Origin of the sequence: uncultured Veillonella sp., assembly GCF_963524655.1 — a bacterium.
Taxonomy (GTDB): Bacteria; Bacillota; Negativicutes; order Veillonellales; family Veillonellaceae; genus Veillonella.
Map to the genome: position 1 here is coordinate 20,616 of NZ_CAURHA010000003.1, position 26,603 is coordinate 47,218.

Annotated in this window: 21 protein-coding genes; all 21 read left to right on the forward strand. The window is 39.0% G+C overall.

Annotated features, from left to right (window positions below; translation table 11 throughout):
• Nucleotides 1-87 precede the first annotated feature (87 nt).
• Entirely contained in the window at nucleotides 88-372 is a 285-nt protein-coding gene (locus RYM16_RS01275; protein ID WP_009352733.1) for a biotin/lipoyl-containing protein, read from the forward strand.
• A 12-nt stretch (nucleotides 373-384) separates the two neighbouring features.
• Complete coding sequence (locus RYM16_RS01280; protein WP_314981864.1) at nucleotides 385-2,391, forward strand: SpoIVB peptidase S55 domain-containing protein; 2,007 nt, start codon at nucleotides 385-387, stop codon at nucleotides 2,389-2,391.
• A 31-nt stretch (nucleotides 2,392-2,422) separates the two neighbouring features.
• Complete coding sequence (locus RYM16_RS01285; RefSeq protein WP_314981903.1) at nucleotides 2,423-3,184, forward strand: ABC transporter permease; 762 nt, start codon at nucleotides 2,423-2,425, stop codon at nucleotides 3,182-3,184.
• 20 nt (nucleotides 3,185-3,204) lie between these two features.
• The gene (locus tag RYM16_RS01290) at nucleotides 3,205-3,963 is read left to right on the forward strand and encodes an ABC transporter ATP-binding protein (RefSeq protein WP_105081419.1); all 759 of its coding nucleotides are present in this window, start codon (nucleotides 3,205-3,207) and stop codon (nucleotides 3,961-3,963) included.
• Complete coding sequence (locus RYM16_RS01295) at nucleotides 3,963-5,222, forward strand: MlaD family protein (protein ID WP_314981865.1); 1,260 nt, start codon at nucleotides 3,963-3,965, stop codon at nucleotides 5,220-5,222. The genes RYM16_RS01290 and RYM16_RS01295 overlap by 1 nt, the downstream gene beginning before the upstream one ends.
• Nucleotides 5,223-5,264: 42 nt before the next feature.
• Nucleotides 5,265-6,725 carry a TolC family protein gene (locus RYM16_RS01300; protein ID WP_314981866.1) on the forward strand — a complete coding sequence of 487 codons (1,461 nt, stop codon included), beginning with the start codon at nucleotides 5,265-5,267 and terminating at the stop codon, nucleotides 6,723-6,725.
• A 330-nt stretch (nucleotides 6,726-7,055) separates the two neighbouring features.
• Nucleotides 7,056-11,342 carry a translocation/assembly module TamB domain-containing protein gene (locus RYM16_RS01305; protein WP_314981868.1) on the forward strand — a complete coding sequence of 1,429 codons (4,287 nt, stop codon included), beginning with the start codon at nucleotides 7,056-7,058 and terminating at the stop codon, nucleotides 11,340-11,342.
• 177 nt (nucleotides 11,343-11,519) lie between these two features.
• Nucleotides 11,520-13,721: a BamA/TamA family outer membrane protein gene (locus RYM16_RS01310; protein WP_314981870.1), complete on the forward strand. Its 2,202-nt coding sequence runs from the start codon at nucleotides 11,520-11,522 to the stop codon at nucleotides 13,719-13,721.
• Between the two features lie 118 nt (nucleotides 13,722-13,839).
• Nucleotides 13,840-14,328, forward strand: coding sequence for an OmpH family outer membrane protein (locus RYM16_RS01315; protein WP_265137606.1), 489 nt, complete (start codon nucleotides 13,840-13,842; stop codon nucleotides 14,326-14,328).
• Between the two features lie 29 nt (nucleotides 14,329-14,357).
• A complete protein-coding gene (locus RYM16_RS01320; RefSeq protein ID WP_314981872.1) occupies nucleotides 14,358-15,329 on the forward strand; it encodes a hypothetical protein in 972 nt (323 codons plus the stop codon).
• 11 nt (nucleotides 15,330-15,340) lie between these two features.
• Nucleotides 15,341-15,868, forward strand: coding sequence for an OmpH family outer membrane protein (locus tag RYM16_RS01325; protein WP_105097498.1), 528 nt, complete (start codon nucleotides 15,341-15,343; stop codon nucleotides 15,866-15,868).
• A gap of 31 nt (nucleotides 15,869-15,899) precedes the next feature.
• Nucleotides 15,900-16,931 carry a UDP-3-O-(3-hydroxymyristoyl)glucosamine N-acyltransferase gene (gene lpxD, locus RYM16_RS01330; protein WP_314981874.1) on the forward strand — a complete coding sequence of 344 codons (1,032 nt, stop codon included), beginning with the start codon at nucleotides 15,900-15,902 and terminating at the stop codon, nucleotides 16,929-16,931.
• A gap of 6 nt (nucleotides 16,932-16,937) precedes the next feature.
• Nucleotides 16,938-17,840 (forward strand): lysophospholipid acyltransferase family protein, encoded by a 903-nt coding sequence (locus tag RYM16_RS01335; protein WP_009352643.1) that lies wholly within the window; start codon nucleotides 16,938-16,940, stop codon nucleotides 17,838-17,840.
• A 263-nt stretch (nucleotides 17,841-18,103) separates the two neighbouring features.
• Nucleotides 18,104-18,943, forward strand: coding sequence for a UDP-3-O-acyl-N-acetylglucosamine deacetylase (gene lpxC / locus RYM16_RS01340; protein ID WP_105081424.1), 840 nt, complete (start codon nucleotides 18,104-18,106; stop codon nucleotides 18,941-18,943).
• The gene (gene fabZ / locus RYM16_RS01345; RefSeq protein WP_009352668.1) at nucleotides 18,940-19,365 is read left to right on the forward strand and encodes a 3-hydroxyacyl-ACP dehydratase FabZ; all 426 of its coding nucleotides are present in this window, start codon (nucleotides 18,940-18,942) and stop codon (nucleotides 19,363-19,365) included. Before lpxC ends, fabZ begins: the two co-directional genes overlap by 4 nt.
• Before the next feature lie 20 nt (nucleotides 19,366-19,385).
• A complete protein-coding gene (gene lpxA, locus RYM16_RS01350) occupies nucleotides 19,386-20,198 on the forward strand; it encodes an acyl-ACP--UDP-N-acetylglucosamine O-acyltransferase (RefSeq protein ID WP_105081425.1) in 813 nt (270 codons plus the stop codon).
• A gap of 221 nt (nucleotides 20,199-20,419) precedes the next feature.
• Nucleotides 20,420-21,256, forward strand: a complete 837-nt coding sequence (locus tag RYM16_RS01355; protein WP_314981876.1) for a UDP-2,3-diacylglucosamine diphosphatase LpxI domain-containing protein — start codon at nucleotides 20,420-20,422, stop codon at nucleotides 21,254-21,256.
• Nucleotides 21,256-22,398, forward strand: a complete 1,143-nt coding sequence (gene lpxB / locus RYM16_RS01360; protein WP_314981877.1) for a lipid-A-disaccharide synthase — start codon at nucleotides 21,256-21,258, stop codon at nucleotides 22,396-22,398. Before RYM16_RS01355 ends, lpxB begins: the two co-directional genes overlap by 1 nt.
• Nucleotides 22,391-24,121 carry a lipid A export permease/ATP-binding protein MsbA gene (gene msbA / locus RYM16_RS01365; protein ID WP_288187800.1) on the forward strand — a complete coding sequence of 577 codons (1,731 nt, stop codon included), beginning with the start codon at nucleotides 22,391-22,393 and terminating at the stop codon, nucleotides 24,119-24,121. Before lpxB ends, msbA begins: the two co-directional genes overlap by 8 nt.
• A gap of 2 nt (nucleotides 24,122-24,123) precedes the next feature.
• Nucleotides 24,124-25,428: a 3-deoxy-D-manno-octulosonic acid transferase gene (locus RYM16_RS01370; protein ID WP_265137600.1), complete on the forward strand. Its 1,305-nt coding sequence runs from the start codon at nucleotides 24,124-24,126 to the stop codon at nucleotides 25,426-25,428.
• A 55-nt stretch (nucleotides 25,429-25,483) separates the two neighbouring features.
• Nucleotides 25,484-26,596 (forward strand): tetraacyldisaccharide 4'-kinase, encoded by a 1,113-nt coding sequence (gene lpxK / locus RYM16_RS01375; protein WP_265137599.1) that lies wholly within the window; start codon nucleotides 25,484-25,486, stop codon nucleotides 26,594-26,596.
• The last annotated feature ends 7 nt before the right edge of the window (nucleotides 26,597-26,603 follow it).

Below are 26,603 nucleotides of genomic sequence, written 5' to 3' on the forward strand. Positions count from 1 at the left end.
TTCGTTGCATACAATTTTGTTTGAAAAATTGCTAATAATTTAGTATACTATAGGTACATAACTAATTTTGTAAAAGGAGGGATCGTTATGAAAAGAGTAGTGTTGGCCTTAGCTGCGCTAGGCATTTTAAGTGTTAGCTCTGTAATGGCGGCCCCTGTATCATACCAAAGTGTATTAACAGGTAAAGTTGCCTCTACAGTTTCTGTTGGCGCTTCTGTAACAGAAGGTCAAACATTGGTGACTGTCGAAACATTAGCTGGCCCTATGGCTGCTGCTAAATCTACTGTAACTGGTACTGTATCGGCGGTTAATGTTACAGTGGGTTCAGACGTTTCTCGTGATCAAATCGTTGTCACCGTAGAAAGTAAATAAAGGAGAGAAGGAATGAAGTTTTCTCATTCTTGGCGTCGGTATAGAAAAGCGATACTGGCGCTTTTCTTCTGTACTTCACTTACAGCTGCACAGGCTGTCGATTTCATGCCTGTCAATGATGTAACTACAGGTATGGAAGGTATTGCAAAAACTGTAATCGTAGGGGATACTATCTCCACCTTTGATGTAAAGGTACTTGGTGTCATGAAGGATAAGGGACCATCTGGTCATCTTATTTTGGCAAAATTCTCCGGTCCTATTATGGAACAAACCGGTGGTATTGCTCATGGTATGAGTGGTAGCCCTGTATATATAAATGGCAAGCTCGTTGGCGCTGTTGCCTATGGCTGGGGGTTTGCAGATGGCACAATTGGGATGATCACTCCTATCGAGGATATGGTAAAACTATGGAATATTCCATATGAGAAGAATTTATCTAAACCTTGGGATGACACGCAGTTGATTCCTCTTGGAACTCCACTTATGGCTTATGGCTTTGACGCGGCATCCATGGATTACTTTAAATCCAAGTTGCCACAATATAAATATGAAACTTATGATACTGCTAGTGCTAGTGGTGATGAAATTGCAAAACCATTAGAGGCTGGTGGATCCGTAGCAGCATTATTAGTTGATGGAGACCTTAAATTAGGGGCTATCGGTACTGTTACTTATGTAGATGGTGAAAAAATTGTAGCCTTTGGACATCCGTTCTTGAAGCATGGATCTTCAAACTACTTCATGCATAATGCAAGTATTTTTACAGTAGTTAAAAGTTATAATGCAGCATTTAAACTTGGCTCTATGGGCCAAGAGGTGGGTTCTGTTACGGAGGATAGAGGGGCCGGCATCGCTGGTGTATCTGGCGTAATTGCTCATGGCATTCCGTTACGATTCCATTTAAAAGATCGCGATATGGGCCGTGATAAAACTAGCTCTGTTAAGGTCGTAGAAGATAGTGAAATGACACCAACCTTAGCAGCTACATCTTTGTATAATATGTTGAATAAAACATTGGATCGTAGTGGCTCTGGTACAGCGACAATTTCATATACTATTACGCCTAAAGGAAAAGAGCACAAGCCGTTAACGCGGACAAATATGTTCTATAGCGCTGATTCTATTTCTGAGAAAGCCGTTGATGAGTTCTATAATGTCATCGATGTTCTAATGAATAATCGATTCATAAACTATGAAATTGCGGACATTACAGTTGAGACGGAAGTAACTCAAGATAAGAAAACAGCGAAGCTCATTGATGCGTCTGCATCATCTACTGTTGTTTCTCCTGGGGATACAATTGTTGTAGATGTTACTTTAGAACCGTTCCGCGGCGAAAAGGTTGTTAAACAAATTTTCTTTAAGGTTCCTGAAGATCAAGCAATTGGCAAATATACCTTAGAAGTACGTGGTGGTGGGGAAATTCCATTGCCATATGTTTTAGAAAAACAAAAATATAATTTAACAGATGAAATTTTGCGTCGTTTGAAAATTCATAAAGACTTTAATGAGCTTTACGATGAAATTCAAAAAACAGATACAAATAATCAAATCGTCGTAGAATTTTTGGAAGATGGCATTAGTCTAGTTGATGAAGATGGTTCTAAATCTGTTAAAAAAGCTAAAATCAAAGATGTTGAATCAAAACCTATGCCAGGGGATGTACAAAAGAAAACAGGTCAAGAAGACTTGAGCTCTGGCAAAGATGATGATAAAAAAATCGAAAAGACTGCAGTTGATACTGAGTACATCGTACAAGGCGATGGTCAATTTACGATTCATGTTATGAAGCCAGCTGATCGTGATAAAGAATTAGCTAAACGCGTAAAAGAAGTTAAAAATCAGATCAAGATGGAACATAAATTAGAGTTGGAAGACCAAGCAAAGAAAGATAAAGCTGATAAAAAAGAAGCTAAAAAATCCGATAAAAAGGATGTAAAAGATTCCGCTAAAAAGGAGTCCAAAGAGGCTGATAAAAAAGGTGAGTCTAAGGTTGATGGTACTAATTCAGCTGAGTAAGTTAAGACTGTAAGGGGAATGGGTGAATCTGTTGAATTGGCTTGAATCGATAGGTAGAACCGTAATAAACGGCCTATCGCAGATGGGTAGTGCTACATTATTAATGTGGCACACTATAAAACAACTAAAAATGATTAATCTGTGGCATGTATTTCAGCAGATGGCTCACCTAGGGGTGGACTCATTGCCGATTATAAGTTTGACGTTGCTCTTCGCAGGCGCGGTTATGACTTTGCAGATCACAGATGTATTAATTACATATGGCGCACAAAGCACAGTTGGTGGTCTTATGGCGGTAGCTATGGGACGTGAATTAGGTCCTATTTTAGTAGGTGTCGTGCTAGCTGGCCGCGTAGGTGCTGCCATTACTGCAGAAATTGGTACTATGAAGGTAACAGAGCAAATTGATGCTCTTCGAGTTATGGCTGTTGATCCAGTAGGTTACCTCGTAGTTCCTCGTGTTGTGGCCTGTATGGTAATGGTTCCAATCTTGGCCTTTTACGGTGTGGTAATTGGTATTGCCGGTGGTTACTTTGTAGCTACTGCTATTAAAGGGTTGGCTCCAAGTACATATTTAGATTCCATTCAAATGTTCTCTACTATTTCTGATTTTACATTAGGTTTAATTAAATCTAGTGTATTCGGCGCGGTCATTGCGTTGGTAGGTGCATATAAGGGGATGGAAACTAAAATGGGCGCAGAAGCAGTAGGCTTCTCCACAACTAGTTCTGTAGTAACTAGTATCATTTTAGTATTTGTATTAAATTACTTTTTATCTACTTTGTTATATTAGTAGAAGTTTTAGAGGGATTTATGATAGAACTACGCAATGTTGTAGTTGCCTATGAGTCGCGTGTGATTTTAGACTCCGTTAATCTCACTATTAATGATGGGGAAACATTAGTTATATTAGGTGGTAGTGGTAGTGGTAAAAGTACATTACTTCGCTTGCTGATTGGCTTACAACGTCCTACATCGGGGCAGATTATCGTAGATGGCACAGATATTACAACATTATCTGAAGATGAATTTAATACAGTACGAAGAAAAATGGGCATGGTGTTCCAATACTCTGCTCTTTTTGACTCTATGTCGGTGGGGGAAAACGTAGCCTTTGGTCTACGTCAACATACGAAGTTAGGGGAAGACGAGATTAAACGCATTGTGGCAGAGCGACTCGACTGGGTTGGTCTTAAAGGATATGAATCCTATATGCCAAATGAATTATCTGGTGGTATGAAGAAGCGTGTTAGCTTAGCTCGTGCTATTGCACTAGATCCGAGTTTAATTCTTTATGATGAGCCATCGTCTGGTTTGGATCCGATTACATCAGGTACAATTAGTATGCTGATAAAAGGGATGCAAAATCGGCTTGGTTGTACCTCTATCGTAGTAACACATGATATGCAATCTGCATTTTATGTAGCCGATCGCATAGCTTTACTTGATAAGGGGCGTTTTGTAGAGATTTCTGATACAATAGACTTTAAGAATTCTACAAATAAAAAGGTACAACAGTTTATTAATGGCGAAGCAGAACCGATTAACGTATCTGCGATGGGAGATATATAATGAAGTGGACGACGGAGGCCAAGGTAGGGGCTTTCACAATAATAGGTATAGCTTTATTTATTGCGGGCATACTATTTGTAGGACGCATTGATATATGGGCTAAACCACAAATGACAATTACTGGTGATTTTGCTCAAGTAAATGGTTTGAAAAATGGCAACCAAGTTAAATTCTCTGGCGTAGCCATCGGGTCAGTTTCTGATATTGAAATTACACCGCGTGGCGTTGTAGTTAAGATGAAGCTTGATGAAAAAACTCAGATTCCAAGTGATTCTATTTTCACATTAGGCTCTGATGGTTTCTTAGGGGATAAATATATTCAAATTTCACCGGGCCAATCTAAAGTATATTTACAAGATGGTGACTCTGTTAAAGGGGAAGGCGTTGATGCTATGGAAAAAGCCATGCAAAGTGCTCAGAAATTAATGGATGGCACCGAAAAAATGTTGCAGTCTATCAATAATATCATTGGTGATCCAGCAACTCAAAATGCTCTCAAGTATTCCTTGCAATCTACAGCGGTGATGGCTGATAATGCAGTAGCCATTACTGAAAATATGGCAAATGTAACTGCCCAGTTAAATCAAGCTGCTCAGCAATTTAACGCTGATGGTAATGCAGGCAATGATATGCGTGCTATTTTAACTAATTTAAAACAAACTACGGATCGTGTAGATAATATGGCTCGTTCCATGGAATCTACTGTAACAGATCCTAAAGCGCAAGCAAATATTCAGGAGACGTTACATAATACGGCGCAAATCTCTGCTCGTATCAATAAATTGATGGGTGGTAAAGCATATCGAACTGATGCAAATGGAAATGTTGTAGAGGTTGGTACAACTGAAAAAAAGTCCTCCTCTAAGGTTGAACCATCTGTAGATATGTTGTATAACACAACAGATAATGAATTCCGCATCAATGGTCGACTTCGTGCATTTAACGATAAAGGAATGGCTGAAATTGGCTTATCCAATATTGGGGATGATTCAAAATTTGATTTAAATGCAGGTAAATTTATCAGTTCTAAATGGTTAGTGCGTGGTGGTATTTTTGAAAGTGAATTGGGCGTGGGCGTAGATTATAATTTACGTGGCCCTGTATCCTTGTCTGCTGCTATGTATGATCTTAACCATCGTAAATATCGTATTCGCAGTGATATACGTTTACATAAAGATACCTATGGCGTTATTCAAATGACCAGACCATTCAGCTCTACGAATGGAGGTACCTATTTCGGTATTAAACAAGTATTCTAATGACTAATACATTTACTCTTTATGAGTATGGAGGTACATATTATGAATAAAAAGGTATTATCCTTAGGCGTAATGCTCTCCTTAGCTACTACTGGTGTAATGGCTGCCGATAGCGTAACTACATCTGTTAATAATGGTGATCAACTCACTAAATATCAGAAAGAGGCTATACAGTTAACACAAAAGCAATTGGCTAATAAAGCAGTTCAAGATAGCAAGACTTATGAGCATGCACTTGCTCTTAATGAGACTCGTACTATTGATTTAGCTTTGGCGAATAACCGTACTGCAAAACAAACTAAGTGGGGTTATGAGGCCGCAAAATCTGCTGTAAGTCAAGTAGCTGCTGGGAAAAATCCAAGTGTAAGTTATGCTTGGAATGCACAGAGAACCGGAGGCGATACTGGTAGTGGTAAGTCCGGTAGCCATAATTTCTCTATTAGTGCGCCTGTATTCAATCCTCAACTTGATGCAAGCATTGATTCTGCTCGTTATACTCGTGAAGGTACTGGTGCTAGTTATGAAGAAGCACTTCAGCAAGCAAAGTACGATGCTATTAGCGGCTACTATACACTGATTATGAACCGTAATCTTGTTGATGTAGCTCAACAAGCTGTTAAAGACTATCAAGGTCATGTAACAAATGTAGAAGCACAATATAATGTAGGCTTAGTAGCAAGCTCTGATGTATTGGCAGCTAAAACAAATCTTGCTGAATCTGAAACATCTCTTGTAAAAGCACAAAACACTGCGAATTTGGCAGAAGCAAGTTTGAATCAAGTCATTGCATATCCTGTACAAACATCTATTACTACGGCAGAACATGATTTGCAATACAAGCCATACAATGTAACATTAGAGCAAGCTAAAGCGTATGCTATGCTTCATCGTTCCGCTCTTGTAAAATCTGCCCTTGATGTGAAATCTGCTGAAGAAGCTGTAAGATCTGCTAAAGCTGGCTACTTACCGACTGTAGCGGTAAAAGCGGGTCGTGGTTATATTGATCCAGATGGTTACTTTGGGACAAGCACAAAATCCTGGAGCGTTGGTGCTAGTGCATCTTGGAGTTTATGGGATGGTGGTGCTACACAAAATGCGATTAAAAAAGCAAATGCACAACTTGAACAAGCTAAAGAAGCTAACTTAGCAACTGTAGATGCTGTTTTATTAGCAGTACAAAAAGCATATTTGAATTTGCGTTCTGCGGAACAAACGATTCAAAGTACACAAACTGCAGTAGCTCAAGGTCAAGAAAGCTTCCGTATCGCTACACTTCGTTATCGTGCAGGCGTTGGTACTAACCTTGACGTTCTTGATGCAGAAACTAAATTGACAACAGCTCGTAACAATTATGTACAAGCTCTTTATAACTACAACATTAGCATTGCAGCGCTTGAGCAATTAACAGGTGTTCCATTGAATACTCCAATTGGCCAAGGTGCTGAGATTATTACAAATAGTGGTGCCCTTGAACAATTAGCAAAACTTGGTAGCAATCAATAATATAATATGTAACCTAAAAAGACGACTTCGGTCGTCTTTTTTGCTACTTCAGTATTTACTTTCATATTTTATATGTATATTTCATATTGGTTTAGATTAAGTGTGTTATCGTAAAAAAGCAATTAATTTCCCATATATGTATAGTCGTATAACTCAATGTACTTACATTAGCGCGATTCTATTAGCAGTGTACTTATAGCAGAAATTGATTAGTGTGAAATTATATTAGTTTTATAAAATTTACCCCTAAAACACTATAGTTATTACTGTGTCTGTGGTAAGATTAGTATATATATTTATATTATTCATAATGTGTATGGGAGTATCATTATGACCCGTAAAAAGTGGTGCCTTATAGGTGCAGCGGTTTTAGGTTTATCTGGTATTGGTGCCAGTATCAATCCTATCGCTCAAACGTATGTAGCACCAATGGTTAAAGAACAAGTAAATAATGCCATAAACGGATCTGTAAACTATGATTCTCTACGTATTAACTGGAATGGTGATGTAGTTCTAACGGACGTTACTATTAAAGATAGAGATGATCATTTAGTAGGGACTGCACGAGAGGTAGCAGTAGGGGTTAAGCTATCTGCTTTGCCTAGTATTATTACAAGTAATACATCAGGGGCAACGGCTATTTCAAGTGTGATTGTAGAGGCGCCGGATCTTCATATCTGGCAGCTAGCTGATGAATCGTGGAGTGTAGAAAAGTTAGTAAAACCATCTGACCCTAATAAGTCGGGTAGCTTTGATGGTTCTATTACAATACATGATGGTCGCGTAGCTGTACGAACCAAAGATGGTCTAAAGAGAAATGTAGAAAGTCTCGATGGTACTATGGCACTTAATATGGGTGGCATGTCTAAAGGGGCATTTACTGCTGATATTGATGGTTCTTCTGTTGTATTAAATGGCACCATTGATATGGACCATGTATCTAATTTCGATCTCTTTGTACAAGCAGATGAAATTGATACGGCAGGTTTCATGAGTTTTGTACCACTTCGTAAAGATTTATCTGTTACGGGTGGGAAATTACAAGACTTACATCTCAATGTTAAAAGTGAAGATGGCAATTACATTATGAGTGGCAATGCCAGTTTTAAGGGCTTAACAGGCACTTATAAGCGTGGTAATACTATTTATAATATTACCGATGGTACAGGTCGCATTATGCTAAATCATGACCAGATCGTTATTAGTCGCAGCTCTTGGCGTGTTAATGATCAAGTAGCCAAGGTTAATGGTCTTGTTACGTTAGGTAAAGAGGAAGAGTATCTAAACCTCAATGTTGTGGCCGATAAGGTTGCTTTAGAAGCGCTTACCGATGTAGGCATAACTGGTGTTGTAGGTGGCCGTGCACATATCGGTGGTACAACGGTAGCTCCTCGTGTAGATGCTACGATTAGCAGTGATGGTATTTCTTATAAAGGGTATTATGTTGATCGTGTACAAGGTGATATTATCTATGATGATGAATTAGTTCGCCTTGAAAATACTCGCCTATCAGTTGGGGAAGGTAATGCAAAGGTTAATGGTCAATATGTAGTTGATACAGGCGACTTTGATGCTACAGTAAAGGCCCAGAATTTACCTTTGAATACTTTTACAAAAGACATGGCTACCCCTATTACAGGGAATGTAGATGGTGAGGTTCGTATCTTAGGTAAAAATAATCAAGTTACAGATGTAGTGGGCGCAGTTGAAGGGCGTCAAATCGGCATTCGTGGTGTAGTAGTTGATGCGGCGAAAGCTAATTTTACTCATAGTGATAATCGAACTAATCTAACCCTAGTAGGCAATATGGGGGATGGTGCATTTAGCGGATATGGCTATATCCAAAATGGTAATGTAGATGCTACTATTTCTGGTAATGCCTTACCATTGACGTCATTAAGCCCTATTATCGGACAAGATGTAGATGGTACGTTGAATACGTCTATTACAATAAAAGGTGTTTTGGATAATCCAAATGTGACCGGCACTGTATGGGGACAAGAGGTTCACTATAAAGGGGCTCGATTTGATAATATCCATGGGGATATTCAGTTGGATAATCATGTTCTTACCATCACAAATGGACATGTTGGAGATGCAAGTGGTGGCTATGATGTAACGGGTTGGTATAACATTAATACTGATGCATTAGACTTAAATGCTCGAGCTCGTGCAGTACGTATTGAAAATCTCATTCGTACAGTTACAGATATTCCAATTACAGGCTGGTTTGAAACAGATAATCATATTACAGGCACTGCAGCGAATCCTATTATAGAAGGTCGTGCTCATTTATGGGATGGTTCTGCGTATGGCAAGCTCGTAACTAATGCCTTTGCAAAATACAACTATAAAAATGATATTTTAGAGCTGTATCGCTTTGATATCGAAGGTTATGGTGCAACCATCACTGGTGGAGGTACAATCTCGAAAGACGCCATTAATGTTGATTTTGAAGGTAAGAACATTGATATGGGCAGATTGCTCATCAATACAGACTACAAAGTTGACGGTTTAGTATCGGGGCGCGGGATTATCACGGGTTCTATGGATAACCCTCAATTTAATGGATACATATTATCTGATGCACTATCGATTAATGGGGAATTATTAAATGATATTCATGGTCATGTGTATGCAGATAAAACAGTAGTAAATGTACAAGACTTTACTTTTGCTGAAAAAGATGGAGGCCGATATGTTGCTAAAGGCGGCATGAAGCTTGACGATAGTAAACAATTATTTGGCGTATTAGATGTTACTAATGGTAGCGTAAAGAATTTATTAACCTTACTAGATCGCGCCAATGAACATCTTGATGGCAAGTTAAATGGCTCTGTAGAAATTGGAGGCACAAAGGATAATCCGAGTGTCAATGTAGTAGGTAAGATTAGCGATGTAAGTATTGATGACAAGGTTGTAGGTGACGCAACTCTCAATGCTAGTCTTGCGAATCGTAAGTTCAAAATTACAACCTTAAAATTGCCTGTTGATGAAGGGCTCATTGCGATGGGTGGGACATTAGATCTTGATGGACAAGCAGATTTACAGGTTGCATTAAAGGATGTTGATATTGTACCGTTCTTGCCGTTAGTAGGTAAGGATATTCAAGCTACAGGTTGGATAACTGGTGTTATAAATGTTACAGGCGAAACTAAAAATCCTAAGGTTGAGTTATCTAGTTCTGTAGAGTCAGGTTCGTTTAATGGTATTGGCATTGACGAAGGCTTTGTATTAGCTACCATGCAAGATCATGTCATCCAAATTCAACGAATTCAAGGTGCTAAAAGTGGTTACAAGCTAAGCATCTACGGTAAGGTTCCGTTAGCAGCTATTTATACGTCTGGCTATATTCCAGCAAATGACAGTAAGTCCATGGATGTAACAATTGACTTTAATGAAGCTGATATGGCGGTTATTCCTCTTGTAACGACGAGTGTTAAAAATGCGACTGGTCCGTTAAAAGGTGTTATTAGACTTACTGGTACTATCGATCAACCTGAAGCATATGGTACCGTTTCAGTTCGAAATGGTACGATGAAGCTAACTAGTGTGGAAAATGAAATCACAGGTATTGATGGAGATTTGATTTTCTCTGGTCAACAAGGTGATTTCCAATCTCGTATTAATATGGGTAAAGGTTCTGCAGGTTTAGCTGCTAAAGTAAATTGGTCTGGTCATAGCCTTACTAATTACAAAGCTGCGGTTCAGCTTGATGGCTTAGAGGTGCGTAGTGAATATGTACGAGGACCATTAAATGGTGAGCTTTATATCGTGGATAGAGATGGTTTGCCTACATTGATAGGTAATTTGAATCTTGAAAAGGTTCAATTCAAAATCCCTCTTTCCATGGAGTCTAGTGAAAGTACTAGAAATATGGGCGTCGATGTCACTGTTCATGCAGGTAAAGGTGTACGCTTGTATGATCGTACGTTGTATAACATGTTTATCAGCGGTGATGTTCATTTTGGTGGCACCTTGCAAAATCCAACAGCTAGTGGTCAATTCGATGTAAGAAATGGTACGTTTAAATACTTGAGCCATGTATTTAATATTACAAAAGGGAAAGCTCATTTTGTAGGTGGTTCTTATTTGCCTAACTTACAATTAGAGGCTGAAACTAATGTAAGCAATTATAATATCATGCTCAGTGTAAAAGGGACTGTTGATCATATGGACTTAACATTGTCATCAAACCCTAATTTGTCTCAAAAGCAAATTATCTCTATGTTAACCTTTGGTCGAGGAACAGATTCAAATAGTAGTACTTTAACAAATGATGATGTAAATGCTGTTGCTACAGCAGGGTTACAAATGTTTGCCTTTGGTTATGTACAAGATGCATTACAAAATACATTAGGCTTGGATCGTATTAATATTACTACAGGTTCCATTGATCCTGATGAGCCGACGAATAAGGAAACCGCGGGTAACTATAATATTGAAATTGGTAAGTATGTATTACCGAAAGTTATGTTGACCTATTCTCAAGGTATAAATAACAAGCAAAAAAAATATGGTATAGAGTATTCTGTTAAACGAAACCTCAAGTTTACTGCATGGCGCACATCGCAAGGAAACAATTATATAGGTGGTCGTTGGACACGGAGCTTCTAAGTGTGTGGCTAGAATGTGTAAACCCTATAGGTATGCACATTCTAGTCATATTAATTTCATAAAATTTGTTTATAGTAGTACTCATTCCACGTAATTTATGCTATAATAATAAAGATTTATTAGTCTTTATAAAACAAGATGTAAACTCTTTATGGGGATGAGTTCTAGGAGGAATTTATGTTTAAACCAAAAGCCTATAAAAGTATGCTTGCAGCGTCCGTGTTGACGGCTGTCATGGGGACAGGCAGTGTATTTGCTGCTGAGGTACAAGCTGGCTATACTCCAGATTTAAATAGCACAACAACAACTAGTGCTGCCACTGCTAATGATGCAGCTACTACTCAAGCTGTTTACAATGCTGATGCAACTACTACAACTACGCAAGATGAAACTGATGCGGCGATTTTAGCTGCTCGTGGTGATACAACTGTATCTAGCGACGGTACTGTAGTAAAAGGTTCTGATGGCACTGTTACAGTCAATAATGCAGCTTTAAAAACTGATGACAAACAAGTAAAAATGGTATCAAAAACTACTGGTGGTACTGACCTTGATAAGGCTGCTGAAAATGGCCAAACTCAAGCTGTTACAACAGTAGAGGCGCAATATGTTTCCTCTGCTAGTGCAGAAACTGTGAATCCATATGTAGGTAAGTTGATTACTGGTTTATCTATCTCTGGTGTTACGGCTCAGCAACAAGCAGATTTATTGCCTATTTTGACTGAAAGAGTGGGCGATGCTGTATCCGTTGATGGTGTATTCAGAGACGTAACTAATCTTGGCAATACAGGTTATTTCTCCGAAGTTAACCCTGTATTCACTACAGTACCTGAAGGCGTTAAATTGGACTTTGCTGTAACAGTAAATCCAATTACTACAGGCGTATCCTTCGAAGGTAATACTGTTTACACATCCGAAGTATTGACTAAGTTCATGGATATCCAACCTGGTCAAGTTCTTAACTCTGTATACGTTGGTCAAAAGATTCAAGGTATCAACGCTGCATACGCTCGTGATGGCTACATGTTAGCTCACGTTGATGGCATCCGTGTAGATGACCAAGGCGTGCTTCATGTACATATCGTAGAAGGCGTTGTAGAGGATATCATTCCTGCTGGTAACAAGAAAACTCGCGATAAAGTTATCACTCGTGAATTTGTTCAAAAGAAAGGTAAACCTTTCAATAAATTCTTGGTACGTCGTTCTGTAGAGCGCGTATACAACTTAGGCTTCTTTGACGATGTAAACGTTCGTATGTTACCTGGCGAACAAGATCCTAACAATGTAATCATTGAAATTGACGTATTGGAACATAAAACTGGTACTATTACGCTAGGTGCTGGCTACTCCAAATCTGATGGCTTGATGGGTATCATTGAGTTTGGTGAAGAAAACTTCCGCGGTACTGGTGATAAATTTAAAGTTCACTGGGAAATCGGCGGTAAGAAAAAATATAAAAACTACCAAATTTCTTACTTAAAACCTTGGATCGATAGCAAAGGTACATCCCTTGGCTTCTCCTTCTTCAACCGTGAAGATGAATACACAGATTACAATGAAGATGGTAATGAAGTAGCAGAATACAATAAGAAATCTCGTGGTTTCAATATTTCCTTCGGTCGTCAAACTGGGGAATATACTCGTGATTACTTGACATTAGAATCCCGTAAAGATTCCTATAGATGGGATAGTGATGATAGCTCTGGTTATCGTTATGATACTGATGCTATTTCCAATACAACTGGTAGTGGCAATGATTGGGATAATAGAAAACCTGGTACGAACGATAATTGGTTCTTTAAATCTAAAAACTATGAGAAAAATAACTTTGGCCGCATTAACTCCATTACATGGCAAAAAGTATACGATTCCCGTGACAATATCTATGATCCAACACGTGGTCGTCGTATTTCCTATACAGCACAATGGGCTGGTCATGGCTTAGGCGGTGACTTCGACTTCTACAAATTCACAGCTGAAGCACGTATGTATAAAAAACTAGGTGCTAAGAATGTGTTGGCATTCCGCGCACGTGGTGGCTTTATCCAAGGTGATGCACCTTATAGCCAATTATTCACATTGGGTGGTGCTGACTCCTTACGTGGTTATGAAGATGATCAATTCCGTGGTAAGTATATGTATAATGCTACATTGGAATTCCGCTTCCCAATCGTTAAAAAGGTTAGTGGCGTATTGTTCACTGATATCGGCGATGCATGGGATGCTCCAAATGTTACATGGTACAATAGCAAGAAAACCTTTAACTATGGCGTTGGTGCTGGTGTTCGTGTTACAACACCTATCGGTCCTGTTAAACTTGACTATGGCGTGGGTAAACACAAAAATAAATTCCACTTCAGCTTCGGTACACAATTCTAATATAGTAAAAGTATATGGTGGAGGCCTCTTTTCGAAGAGGCTTTCACCAATATCTCTATATGGCATCCTTTGATGCAATAATTTACAGAAAGATTTATAGAAATGAGGGCACTCTATTATGATGCGAATGATGAATAATAAGGCGAATGTGAAGATTTTTTCCATCGTCATTGCTACCGTATTTATTATCGGTATTGGTGCGTTAGCATACACTCAAATGGCTACGCCTAGTGGTAATGGTGGGGCTAGTACAATTGGTGTTATCGATACATCTCGTATGATGTCTCAAGATAATCCATTATTTGTGTCTGCCGCACAAGAGTTCATGAGTTATCAAAGTCAATTGCAACAAGAAACTCAAGCTAAAATTGATGCAGCACAAGATGATGCGACGAAACAAAAGTTGGTAGAAGAAATGCGTCAAAACTTGGCTAAAAAAGACCAAGAAATTGCTAAATCTATTCAAGATAAAGCTATGGAAGCAGCAAAAGCTGTTGGTGATGGTAAAGGTTTAAGCGTTGTTATGTCTAAAGATACTGTATTATACGGTGGCGTAGATATTACAGATCAAGTGTTGAAAAAATTAGCTAGCGATGCAAAAAAATAAGCTGTAGTTCTATGTAAGGGAGAACGACAATGGACGGGAAAAAACGATATATAGGATTAGTCATATTTCTCGTTGCTGCAATAAGTGCTATGGTTTGGGCCTATGGGTTTGTAACAAATCGCCAACAGGGGCCAAATGGGGTATCCATAGGTGTTGTGCGTATTGATGATGTATTAGAGTTTAATCCATCTTATGAGGATTATAAGCAAGCTAAAAATGAGCTAGATCTTTTACAACGTCAATATGAACTTGAGCAACAAGCCTTAAATGCCAAGTCGGAGACACAAGATGAACAGTTGAAAACACTTGCACTGGATTCAACCTTGTCAGATGCTCTTACGGTGGAATTGCAAACTCGTATTGCAACAAAAGAAAATGAACTAAATCAGCAATTAAATGCTAAGCGTAACGAATTGACTCAAAAATATTTAGCTGAGTTAAAAGTAAGTACTAATGAATATGATCTAGAAATCGTAAACCTTCAATTAGATTTATATGCCTATGATGCTCGTGTATATATTGACGATGCACAAAAGGCAGCCGCTATGGATGAAAAAGCCAAGAAAGAAGAGCGATTAAAAGAATTATTAGCTAAACGAAAACCATCGAATCTCGATGTGGATTCTATAAAAGCAAAGGTACAGGCTGAGCTTGCCCCAATGCAACAAAAAGGACAAGAGGAACTCAACCAATATGCAGCATCTCTACAGAAGGAGTTAGCAGAAAAACGAGATTCTATGGTGCAACAACAAGCACAAGCTATCATTGCTAATAACAACCTTCCTGTAGCGCAAGAGTGGAATGATACATGGGCGAAAAAGCTTTCTGATAAAGAGGCAGAAGTGAGCGCTATTCATGAAGCTATTTTGGAAGATGTACGCATGCGCGTAGCTGTAATTGCAAAAGAACAACATTTAGATTTAGTCATCATTGATGACGGTGGTAATATTAAAGGGCTTGATATTACAGATGCAGTAAAGGCATCTTATCGAGTTCGATAAGGAGTTATATAATGAATAAACGTATTAAATCTTTAGTATTGAGTGCAACTTTAGTGGCTTCTATGGCGATTTTAGGTGGCTGTGGTTCCAATAATATCGGTTATGTTGATACAATGAAAGTAGCTAACAGCACTGAAAAAGGTATCGAGATTACTAAAGAAATTAACGCTAAAAAAGCTGAGTTGAATAAGAAAATTGAAGCTGCTGATGATGCTTCCAAACAAAACGTATATAACCAAGCATCTCAAGAGTTAACTGCTTTTACAAATGCAAAAGCACAAGAATACCGTCAATACCAAGAGCAAAAAATCAATGAGCTTGTAAAAGAGAAAAAACTTGATGTTATTATTGAAAAAGGTGCTGTTGTAGGCGGTGGCGCTGATGTGACTGAAGACTTGATCACCAAAATGGGTAAAGCATCTGAAGCTCAAATTAAAGAAGCTGAAGAAGCTGCGAAAGCTGAAGAGCAACAAGAAGCTCAACAAAATGCTCAACAAGCAGGTCAAGCTGCAGCAGCTACTACTGAAAGCGCACAATAATTAAGGATTATCACAGGGGGAGGAGTTTACCTTGGAAAAAACTTTACAGGAACTCGCAACATTGGTAGGCGGTCGCGTTGTAGGCGATGAGTCTATTGTCATTACTGAGACACGTGGCTTTGAACAAGCTGTTAAACAATCCATCACTTTTGCTATTGGTGAATATGTTGAACATATCGCATTATGCCAAGCGGGTGCTGTTATCGTTGAATCTGAAGTTAAAGATGCACCGATGGCACAAATCGTAGTTGATAATGCAAAAGCAGCATTTGCACAAGTGTTAGAGCTCTTCCATCCACCTGTTGTAGTGCCACGTGAAGTACATAGTACGGCAATTATTGGCGATAATGTAACTCTTGGTAACAATGTAGCTATTGGTGCCTATTGTGTTATTAATGATAATGCTGTTATCGGTGATAATGTAACGATTCGCCCTTATGTATATATTGGTCATAATGTGCGTATCGGTGAAGATACCGATATTTATGCAGGTGCTATTGTTCATGAAAACTGTATTTTAGGTAAACGTGTTGTATTGCGCGCTAAAGCAGTTATTGGTGGTGAAGGTTTTGGTTTTGCTACGGAAAATGGTGTTCATACTCACATTCCTCAAGTAGGCAATGTTATTCTTGAGGATGACGTAGAAATTGGCTCCTGTACTACTATTGATAATGCTACAATGGGATCTACATTAGTTCGTCGTGGTACAAAAATTGACAATCTTGTTCACCTTGGACATAATGTTGAAATCGGTGAAGATTGCTTCTTGATTGCTCAAGTTGGTATTGCTGGTAGTACAAAATGTGGTAATCATGTAATCTTTGCAGGTCAAACAGGTTGTACCGGTCATATTACAATTGGTGATAATGTACAATTTGCTGGTAAAACTGGTATCACTGGTAATGTACCATCTAATTCCATCATGGCTGGTTATCCAATGAGACCGCATAAAGAGTGGTTAAAATTGGCGGCCTATGAAAATCGTTTGCCAGATATGGTGAAAACTGTAAAACAATTACAAAAAGAAATTGATGCTTTGAAAGCGCAGCTTAAGGAGAGCTAATAATCCATGTATAGGTTTATGAAAATCTTTAGTGCCTTTATTTGCTTATTACCTAAAGGTTTGCAATATGCTATTGGCACATTGCTTGGTGAAATTGCGTGGCTAGCGGTACCGCCAAAACGCAAGCGTCTGGCAATAGGCCAAATTCTATTCTGTAATATTACGGATGATCCTAAAGAAGCTCGTCGTATTGCTAAAGCTAGTACAACTCGCTTTGGCCGTATGATTATTGATGTATTGCGATATCCTGAAATTAAGGATGGCGCATACAAAGATATGGTAGAGTTTATTAATCGTGAGTACTTAGATGATGCTTTGGAAAACGGACGAGGAGCTATCTTAGCAGCTGTTCATAGTGGTAACTGGGAATTGCTAGGCGGTGTACTCGCGTCTGAAGGCTATCCATTGATTTCTGTAGCCATGAAACAAAATGGTGATGCAGACAAGTTTATCAATGAATATCGTCGTATTATGAACCAACATGTAACGTATAAAACTGGTGTACGTGAAATGATTAATGAACTTAAAAAGGGTGCTTTTTTAGGGCTTATCATGGATCAAGATCCAGGTGATGATGGTGTTCTTGTGCCATTCTTTGGTTATGAAACATTAACAGCTGCTGGTCCCGCTGTGTTGGCTCGTATGCAAGATGTACCTATTATCTTTGTGACCATACATTATAGTCCATACTCTGGAAAACATGAGCTTGAAGCTCATCCACCGATTTATGTGGAACGTACAGATGATAAAAAACGCGATATAGCTGTTACTACAACTCTACTTAATGAGTTTATAGAAGACTATATTAGACGTTATCCTGAAGATTGGTTCTGGCTACACAACCGTTGGAAGTGGACTCGTCGTTTCTACGGTGAACAAATAGAAACGCCACCAGATGTATACCAATAATAAATAATTATAAAGAGATTTTATTTATGTAAAAGTAGGAATATTCTAGATAGAACTGATTCCTACTACATAGATGAAATCTCTTTTTATTTTGGGAATTATTACGCAGTATTTAAAAATAAGCTATTATAATTTTAAAGAATAAGAATAGGCTTTCAAAATAGTGTAATATGTGGTAAATTTCTTGTAACACCTATGCAAATAGGGTATAATACATAGTGGTGTATAGTAAACGTGAATTCAGATTATGAAAGGACATTCTTATGAGTAAGCCCCAACAAACAATAGAAAAGGCTGTTTCATATCAAGGGATTGGCCTTCATAGCGGTGAACCAGTACATATGGTTTTCAGACCTGCACCTGAAGATACAGGAATTGTGTTTGTCCGCACGGACATTGAAGGTCAGCCTTCTGTGCGAGCACACATTGATAATGTGACGAACACTATGCGCGCTACCACATTGGAAAATGGTGAGGCAAAGGTATTCACTGTAGAGCATTTGATGGCAGCGTTCAGTGCTATGAATATTGATAATTGTTATATAGAAATGGACTCTCCAGAGCCTGCGGTAGGTGATGGCAGTAGTGCTGTTTTTATCAAGCTTATTGAAGAGGCGGGCATTGTAGAACAAGCAGCACCGCGTCATATATATAAAGTGACTCGATCCCATGCTATTTATGATGGAGACCGTTTTGTTTTGATTTTGCCGTATGATGGCTATCGTATGACATTCACATCTATTAACAGTCATCCGTTGCTTGGCATACAACAATGTGACTTTGAAGTATCCCCTGAATATTTTAAAGAGCATATTGGATCTGCTAGGACTATCGGATTTATGAAAGAGTTAGAACAATTACAGGCCATGGGCCTTGCTAAAGGCGGCAGCCTAGATAATGCATTAGTTTATGATGATGAGAAATGTTTATCTGTACCACGCTTTGATGATGAATTAGTTCGTCATAAGGCGCTAGACGTTATAGGTGACTTATTCTTATTAGGACCAATAGAAGGTCATGTAATTGCTTTGAAATCGAGCCATGAATTAAATTCTAGATTGGCTCGCAGTATAATGGAAGAAATAAGGGAGACACAGCCATGATTCTTAATCACGAAGATATTTTAGAAATTTTACCTCATCGTTACCCAATGCTTTTGGTAGATCGAATTGTTGAGTTAGAACCTATGAAACGTGCTGTGGGCATTAAGAATGCTACATTCAATGAATTGTTCTTCCAAGGTCACTTCCCAGGTAACCCAGTAATGCCAGGTGTATTGCTTACAGAAGCAATTGCTCAAGTTGGCGGTATTGCTTTATTGTACCCAGAAGAAAACCGTGGTCTTACTCCGATGTTTACAGGTATTGATAAAGTACGTTTCCGTCATCCAGTAAAACCTGGTGACCAAGTGCGCATGGAAGTTGAAATCGTAAAAATTAAAGGTAAGATGGGCAAGGTTGAAGGCCGTGCCTATGTAGGCGATAAATTATGCGCTAGTGGTGAATACATGTTTGCCCTTGTATAATAGAATGAGGAGTGATTGTAGTGATAGTTGTAGGCATGGAAAATGCAGAATCCAACATCCATAGTACAGCCATAGTCCATCCAAATGCTAAATTGGGCAAAGATGTAATCGTAGGCCCCGGAGCTGTAATCGGCGAGAATGTCGAAATTGGCGACGGCACAAAAATTGGTGCAAATGTTGTAATTGGTGGTTGGACAACCATTGGCAAGCGTTGTGAAATTTATCCAAACGCATCTATTGGGTTGGAACCTCAAGATTTAAAATTTAAAGGCGAAAAAAGCTATTGTAATATTGGTGATGAAACTGTTATTCGTGAATTTGTAACTATTAGCCGCGCTACTGGAGAAGGTGAAGAGACGCGAGTAGGCAATAACTGCTTGCTTCAAGCATGTACACATGTGGCTCATAACTGTATCGTTGGCAATAATGTCATTATGAGTAACTGTGCAGGTCTTGCTGGCCACGCTATCGTTGAAGATCGCGTGGTAATTGGAGGTCTTGCTGGTATTCATCAATTTGTTAAAATCGGTCGCAATGCAATGGTTGGCGGGATGGCTAAGGTAGTACAAGATATTCCACCTTATGTTATCGCTGATGGTCAACCTGCACGTGTTATCGGTCTTAATTCTGTTGGTTTGTCTCGTGCAGGTATTTCTGAAGACGTACGCCGAGATTTGAAACAAGCATTCCGTATTATTTATCGCTCTGGATTTAGTTTGTCCAAAGCTATTGAAGAAATGGAAATGCAACTTGATTCTTCTGTAGAAATTGAAAACTTATTACGCTTCTTGCGCAATGCCGATCGTGGTATTATGCGTACACGTCGCGACTAAATTTAAGGACCTCGTATTATGTACGAGGTCTTTTTTGTGGGCTAAAAATATCTGATAAAATGATGAAGAAAAGGGCATAAACCGTGGTGTTTTAATGGTAAAAAGTGGCTATTTATAGTACAATATATTGTATATGATTATGTCTTTTTCTAGTCAAATCATTATAAATTTGAGATTACTAATTGATATATAGGCCATAGAGCCATCTAGGAGGTAAAGTCTTGGCAAAGGTAGGATTAATTGCGGGCATTGGTGCTTTGCCTGTAGAATTCATGCGCGCCGCTCATGTATTAGGCCACGAAGTGGTTGTTATCGGTGTGGTACCTGATATTGACCCAGCTTTGAAAGCTGAGGCCGATGCTTTCTATGATATTAGTGTTGCTAAACTAGGTAAAATCTTCAAGACCTTAAAAAATGAAGGTGTTGTTGAGTTAACTATGTTAGGCAAAGTAACTAAGGAAATACTCTTTAAGGGACTTAGCTTCCCCGATTTGAAAACACTAGGTGTTCTTAAACGGTTAAAAAATCGCAAGGATGATACAATCATGCTTGCCATCGTTGATGAAATTGAAAGAGAAGGCTTTAAAGTATTAGATCAGACAGTATACTTAAAACCATTTATGCCTAAGGTCGGTGTATTTACAAAAGCACAGCCAACAGAAGAACAATGGGCAGATATATGCTTTGGCTTTGAATTAGCGAAACAAATGGGCGGCCTTGATATTGGGCAAACTGTTGTTGTTAAACACAAAGCGGCGATGGCCATTGAAGCCATTGAGGGTACTGATAAGTGTATTTTGCGCGGTGGTGAGCTTGGCCGTGGTGAGGCTGTTGTAGTAAAAACAGAAAAACCAAATCAAGATGTGCGCTTTGATGTACCTGCAGTCGGTATAAAGACATTGATGTCCATGATTGACAGTGGCTGTAAAGTGCTCGCTGTTGAAGCGGAAAAGACTATTTTTGTACAACAACAAGATGTTCTTGATATGGCCAATCGTCACGGTATTGTTATTTGTGCTGTAGACCAAGAATTTGTAAATTCCAGAAAGGGTGCATAATGAAAGTCATGTTTTCTGCCGGTGAAGCATCCGGCGATACTCATGCGGCAAGTGTTGCCAATGCATTGAGAGAAATTGATCCTTCTGTAGAGATGTTTGGCATGGGTGGCACCTTGATGGAGCGCGCTGGTGTTCGCATTGTATATGACATTAAAAACCTTGGCGTCATTGGTATTGTTGAAATTGTAAAATCATTACCAAAATTCTTTAAGTTACGGACGTACTTAAAACGCGTCATGATGAAGGAAAAACCGGATGTCCTCGTTTGTGTAGATTATCCTGGGTTTAATATGAAACTTGCTGCTGTAGCACATGAATTGGGTATTCCCGTTCTTTATTATATTGCGCCTACGATTTGGGCCTGGCACAGCAGTCGTGGTAATACGATTCGCAAGTATGTAACAAAGGTTGCATCTATATTCCCCTTTGAAGCTGAAGCATATCGCAAATATAAATGCGATGTAGAGTTCGTGGGCCATCCCTTATTAGATATCGTACATCCTACGATGACTAAAGAGGAGGCTGAAGAATACTTTGGAGCTCGTAAAGACGCTAAAAAGGTATTGCTCATGCCTGGTAGTCGCAAGCAAGAGGTTTTATCTTTGCTTGACACGATGTTAAAAAGTGGTGAGCAATTGATGGCAAGCCATGAAGACATTCAATTCTTTTTGCCTCGTGCACACACCATCGATCGCAGTGAGTTAGAAACTTTCATTGATGCTCATAAGGTACCTGTTACGATTACAGAAGACCATACATATGATTTGATGCAAATTTGCGATGTGTGCCTTGCCGCATCAGGAACAGCTACATTAGAAACGGCTATGATGGAATTGCCAACTGTATTATTGTATCGCGTATCTCCCATAACATATGGTATTGGTAAGATGGTGGTCAATGTAACACATGTAGGATTACCTAATATCGTGGCTGGTAAAGAAGTAATTCCTGAATTATTGCAAGATGCTGTTACACCAGAGGCGATTGTATCCTTAGTAGAACCACTCATTAGTGATGTAGAAAAGAATGAAGCTATGCGTAGCGAATTACGTGAGGTACATCATAAATTAGGCGAGCCTGGTGCTGTAAAACGAGTAGCACATCTTGTATATGATCTCGGTAAGGAGAAATGTAATGAATAGTTATTCTAGGCTCTTATATTTTGTAAAGCCTTATTATAAGCGCATGATTTTTGCAGTGTTCTGCATGATTGTCGCTGCTGCTGCCTACTTGGTAGTACCTTGGCTAATTAAGAACGTAGTTGACCAAGTATTAGACGAAAAGAATATGTTTATGTTGAACCTTATTGTAGGGGCAATCATTCTAATTTTCTTAATTCGTGGTTTCGCTACTTATGGCCAAACTTACAATATGTCTTATATTGGACAACGGGTAATTATCGATGTACGAGAGTCCATCTTTAATCATTTACAAAAATTAAGTTTATCTTACTTTGATCGACGCAAGACAGGCGTTATCATGAGTAATCTTACGAATGACGTTGCTGCCTTGCAAACCGCCGTTGTAGATAATTTGATTTCCTTTATTACTGAATCCGTAACACTTATTGGTTCCTTGGTGTCTATGCTTCTCATCGACTGGAAATTGACCCTCGTTACCTTTATTACAGTACCAGTAGTATTGGTGATTATTAATGTGTTTGGTAAAAAGCTTCGCGTAGCAGGTCATGACGTACAAGGGCGTGTAGCAGATATTACAGCGCTTTTACAAGAGGTTATTAGTGCAATTCGAGTTGTGAAATCCTTCGCTCGTGAAGATTTTGAGCGCAAGCGTTTCGAAGATGAAAACGATCGTAACTTTAGAGCTGTTATTAAGGCTACCAAATTGACAAGCTTACTAAGCCCAATGGTTGAGTTCTCTGCGGCTATTGCTGTAGCAGTCATTCTTTGGTACGGTGGTTATTCCGTAGTAACTGGCACAATTACGGCTGGTTCTTTAATTGCATTCTTGATTTATGCTATTAACTTGTCCAACCCAGTAAAACGATTGAGTCAAGTATATGGTAATATTCAAAAGGCCTTGGCTGCTGCGGACCGTGTTTTTGAAATTTTAGATACTAAGACTGATGTAGTGGAAAAAGCTGATGCCATTACAATGCCTCATATTAAAGGTGATGTGGAGTTCAAAGATGTGTCCTTCTCCTATGATGGAGAAAAGATGGCACTAGAAAACTTTACCTTGTCTGTTAAGGCTGGTGAAAGCGTAGCCCTTGTAGGTCCTTCTGGTGCAGGCAAGACTACTTTGGCAAACTTATTACCTCGTTTCTATGATGTTACAGGTGGATCCATTACTATTGATGGTTACGATATTAAGGATGTTACTTTTAAGTCCTTGCGCGAGCAAATCGGCCTTGTGCCACAAGAAACTGTATTGTTCAACGCTACTATTAAAGAGAATATCTTGTATGGTCGTTTGGACGCTACTGATGAAGAGGTATATGAGGCGGCTAAGGCTGCTAATGTGCTTGAATTCGTTGAAAAGATGCCTGATGGCCTCGATACTATCGTAGGCGAACGAGGCAGCTCCTTATCTGGTGGTCAGCGTCAACGCGTTGCTATTGCACGGGCTATTTTAAAAGATCCTCGTATTCTAATTTTAGATGAAGCTACATCTGCATTAGATACAGAGAGTGAAAAACTTGTACAAGAGGCGCTCGATCGCCTCATGAAAGGGCGTACAGCATTTGTTATTGCCCATCGATTGAGCACTGTTCAAAATGCTAATCAAATTGTTGTACTTAATCAAGGTCGCTTGGTAGAGCAGGGGACTCACCAAGAGCTATTAGCTGTTGACGGCGGATTGTACAACCATCTCTATTCCGTTCAATTCTCCCACAAAGGATAACCATGTACTGGATATATAATGTATTGCTCATAATCTATTGGATTGGCTTGATACCGGTTATTTTATACCGACTCGCCTTTGAAGAAGGTTTCTATGAGCGTATTAAACAGAGTGCAGGCTATATGCCAGCCTCACTATTAAAGAAAATTGAAGGACGCCGTGCCATTTGGATTCATGCTGCTTCTGTAGGGGAAATTGTGGCTACTAGTCCATTGGTAAAAGAGGTTAAAAAGGAATTTCCTGAAGCTGTCGTAGTTGTGTCTGTTGTTACTGCAACTGGACATGCTATGGCACATCGAATCATTCCTGAGGCAGAAGGGATTATTTTCTTCCCTTTAGATTTGCCATATTTAACTCGTAAAATTTTGCATATTATCAAGCCAATTACTATTTTGCTTGTAGAAACTGAGATCTGGCCTAACTTCTTGCGTATTGCTCAATCGGAAAATATTCCGGTTATGATGGTTAACGGTCGTATTTCTGACCGCAGTATGAAACGCTACAAGTATATTAGCGCTTTCACCCGCGAAATGTTGCGTTCCATCGAGCGTTTTTGCATGCAATCTAAATTTGATGCGGCTCATATTGAATGTTTAGGTGCTCATACACCAGATATTACAGTAACAGGCAATATGAAGTATGATCAAACTTATGCCACTGTATCAGACGAAGAAAAACAAGCACTTCTTGATGAATTTGGCTTTGGTAACAATCATCCAATCATCATAGCAGGCAGTACACATAAGGGCGAAGAAGAGACTATTTTTGAAACTTTCATACAGGTTTTAAAAGAATATCCACAAGCTCGATTATTAATTGCACCTCGTGAAATCTATCGTGGCCATGATATACAAAATCTTGCAAAACGTTATGAACTGAGTGCAATTTGCCGTAGTGATATGAAAGAACCCGTGCATGAAGGTATTCCTGTTGTTATCTTGGATACCATCGGTGAGCTCGGTCGTCTTTATAGCCTAGGGGATATCATCTTTGTAGGTGGTTCTCTCGTGAAGACTGGGGGCCATAATATTTTGGAACCTGCTGCACATGGTAAGCCAATTTTAGTTGGCCCACATATGTTTAACTTTAAAGAAATCTTCGCACTGTTAAATTCTCGTGGAGCTTGTGAACAAGTTAAAAATGGCAAGGCCTTAACAACTATGGTCTTACGCCTATGTAAAGATAAGGCACTAGCGGAAGAAATGGGCCGACATTGTCTTGAGATCATTCAAGAAAACCGTGGTGCTACACAACGTAATACACAAGAATTACGTTTGTTATTTGAAAAACATCAAATTATTCCGTAAGACTATATAATTCGTTTCATTACTCTATCATATTACATAATCGGAGGGGTCACCTATGAGTGGGGAAGCATTATTCAAATCCATAGTTAGTGGTGAAAATCAATCCATATTAGGTGATATAGCTCGTTCTAGCTTAGGCTTTTTAAGTAAAGGTTATGAGAAGGCTGTATCCATGCGCAATGCTAAATTTGATGAAGGCAAAGGCGTTACAAAAGTTACAGTACCTGTTATCAGTGTTGGTAATATTACGGCTGGTGGTACTGGTAAAACACCGATGGTACGATTTATCTGTGATGTACTCACCCAAAAGGGCCTTCATCCTACGGTGCTTAGTCGTGGTTATCGAGCAGAAGATAACAAGAAGAATATTATTATTTCTAAAGATGGCACAATGCTTGTAGAACCAACTATTAGTGGTGATGAAGCTTGGCTACTTGCAAAGGTTTTGCAAAAATCTAATGTTATCATCGGTCGTGAACGATCAAAATCAGCAGAGATTGCTATTAATGAACTTGGAGCTGATTGCCTTGTAATGGATGATGGATTTCAACATCGCGCATTAGCTAGAGATATTGATATCGTGCTTATCGATGCGTCTAATCCGTTCGGCTATGACCATGTATTACCACGTGGTTTATTGCGTGAACCACTCAGTGGTTTACAACGGGCTCATATCATTGTCCTTACGAAGGTAGATCAAGTGGCACCAGGTATAGTGTCGGGTATTCGTAAGCGCCTATCTCAGCTGGTTCCCAATATACCTGTCTATGAAACTACACATAAGCCTCAATTTATGTATACCTTGGATGAGTGGACTAATGGTACTGCTGGTGCTCCTGTAGACTCCTATAAGGACCAACGTATTATGGCAGTTAGTGGTATAGGTAATCCACACTCCTTTACGCAAACTTTGACTGATGTAGGATATAATGTGGTTCATACTTTACCGTTTGGTGATCACCACGACTTCACTAATGATGATGTAGTAGACATTTGGAAAGAAGCGTTTGCTCATCAAGCTGATGCAATTTGCATTACAGAAAAGGATGCGGTGAAGTTGAGTCAATTGCATGCAATCGAAGACTTAAAAATACCGATTCTAGTGCTATCTATAGGGATTGAGTTTATTTCTGGAAAACAAGAATTCATAGAAAATTTAGAGATTTAGTGTATAA